This window comes from Nocardia takedensis NBRC 100417 (assembly GCF_000308695.1).
Classification (GTDB): domain Bacteria; phylum Actinomycetota; class Actinomycetes; order Mycobacteriales; family Mycobacteriaceae; genus Nocardia; species Nocardia takedensis.
The window spans coordinates 1-2,285 of the sequence record NZ_BAGG01000118.1 but is presented as its reverse complement, the minus strand read 5'-3'; the positions used below and the strand labels follow the sequence as shown (position 1 = coordinate 2,285).

The window sequence follows — 2,285 nt, the reverse complement described above, 5'->3', positions numbered from 1 at the left end:
TGGACTCGTTCAATCCCACCACCAAGACCCAGGCCGCGCTGACCGCCGCGCTCCAGGCGGCTTCGGCGGCGGGCAACCCGGAGATCCGCCCGGCGCATCTGCTGGTGGCGTTGCTGGATCAGACCGACGGCATCGCCGCTCCGCTGCTCGAGGCGGTGGGCACCGATCCGGCCATCGTGCGGCGCGAGGCGGGCGACATCGTGGATCGCCTGCCGCGGGCCACCGGCGCGACCACCACGCCGCAGCTCGGGCGCGAAGCCCTGGCCGCGATCACCGCGGCCCAGCGCCTGGCCACCGAGTTGGGCGATGAATACGTCTCCACCGAACACGTCGTCGTCGGCCTGGCCGACGGCGATTCCGACGTCACCATGTTGCTGCGCAAGTACGGGGCCACCGGTGAGGCGTTGCGCGAGGCGTTCACCGCGGTGCGCGGCAGCGCCCGGGTCACCTCGCCCGATCCCGAGGGCAGCTACCAGGCGTTGGAGAAGTACTCCACCGACCTCACCTCGGCCGCGCGCGAGGGCAAACTCGACCCGGTCATCGGGCGCGACACCGAGATCCGTCGCGTCGTGCAGGTGCTCAGCCGCCGCACCAAGAACAACCCGGTGCTCATCGGCGAACCCGGCGTCGGCAAGACCGCCATCGTGGAGGGTCTGGCCCAGCGCATCGTGGCCGGTGACGTCCCGGAGTCGCTGCGCGGCAAGTCCGTGGTCTCCCTGGACCTGGGCGCGATGGTCGCGGGCGCGAAGTACCGCGGCGAGTTCGAGGAGCGGCTCAAGGCCGTGCTCGAGGACATCAAGAACAGCGCGGGTCAGATCATCACCTTCATCGATGAACTGCACACCATCGTCGGCGCGGGCGCGACCGGCGAATCGGCGATGGACGCGGGCAACATGATCAAGCCCATGCTGGCGCGCGGGGAACTGCGGTTGGTCGGCGCGACCACCCTCGAGGAGTACCGCAAGTTCATCGAGAAGGACGCGGCCCTGGAACGGCGCTTCCAGCAGGTGCTGGTCGGGGAGCCCTCGGTGGCCGACACCGTCGGCATCCTGCGCGGCATCAAGGAACGCTACGAGGTGCACCACGGCGTGCGGATCACCGATTCGGCGCTGGTCGCCGCCGCGGCGCTGTCCGACCGCTACATCACCTCGCGGTTCCTGCCCGACAAGGCCATCGACCTGGTGGACGAATCCGCCTCCCGGCTGCGCATGGAGATCGATTCGCGCCCGGTGGAGATCGACGAGGTCGAACGCGCGGTGCGCCGCCTCGAGATCGAGGAGGTCGCGCTGAGCAAGGAGACCGACGAGGCCTCCAAGCAGCGGCTGGAGAAGTTGCGCCAGGAACTGGCCGACGACCGCGAGAAGCTCAACCAGCTGAGCACCCGGTGGCAGAACGAGAAGAACGCCATCGACGGGGTCCGCGTGCTGAAGGAGGAGTTGGAAGGTCTGCGTGGGGCCTCCGAGCGGGCCGAACGCGACGGTGATCTCGGCAAGGCCGCCGAACTGCGCTACGGGCGCATCCCCGCCCTGGAGAAGCAACTCGCCGAAGCCGAGCGGCTGTCCAAGACAGCCGCCGACGGCGCGGTCATGCTCAAGGAGGAGGTGGGTCCCGACGACATCGCCGAGGTGGTCTCGGCGTGGACCGGCATCCCCGTGGGCAGGCTCATGGAGGGCGAGACCCAGAAGTTGCTGCGCATGGAGGCCGAACTCGGCAAGCGCGTCGTCGGACAGCGCGAGGCCGTGCAGGCCGTCTCCGACGCGGTGCGCCGCGCCCGCGCGGGCGTGGCCGACCCGAACCGGCCGACCGGCTCGTTCCTGTTCGTCGGCCCCACCGGCGTCGGCAAGACCGAACTGGCCAAGGCGTTGGCGGACTTCCTGTTCGACGACGAACGCGCCATGGTCCGCATCGACATGAGCGAGTACAGCGAGAAGCACGCCGTCGCCAGGCTGGTCGGCGCGCCGCCCGGCTACGTCGGCTACGACCAGGGCGGTCAGCTCACCGAGGCGGTGCGGCGCAGGCCCTACACGGTGGTGCTGTTCGACGAGATCGAGAAGGCCCACCCCGACGTCTTCGACATCCTGTTGGCGGTGCTGGACGAGGGCAGGCTCACCGACGGACAGGGCCGCACGGTCGACTTCCGCAACACCATCCTCATCCTGACCTCCAACCTGGGGGCGGGCGGCGATCCCGAATTCGTCATGAACGCCGTGCGTTCGGCGTTCAAGCCCGAATTCCTCAACCGCCTCGACGACGTGGTGATGTTCCACGCCCTGGACGAGGAACAG

The 2,285-nt window shown here is 69.4% G+C and carries 1 protein-coding gene; it reads left to right on the top strand.

Annotated features, from left to right (window positions below):
* The coding region (locus ON30_RS25725; RefSeq protein ID WP_040710963.1) for an ATP-dependent Clp protease ATP-binding subunit at positions 1-2,285 on the top strand (2,285 nt) is incomplete at both ends.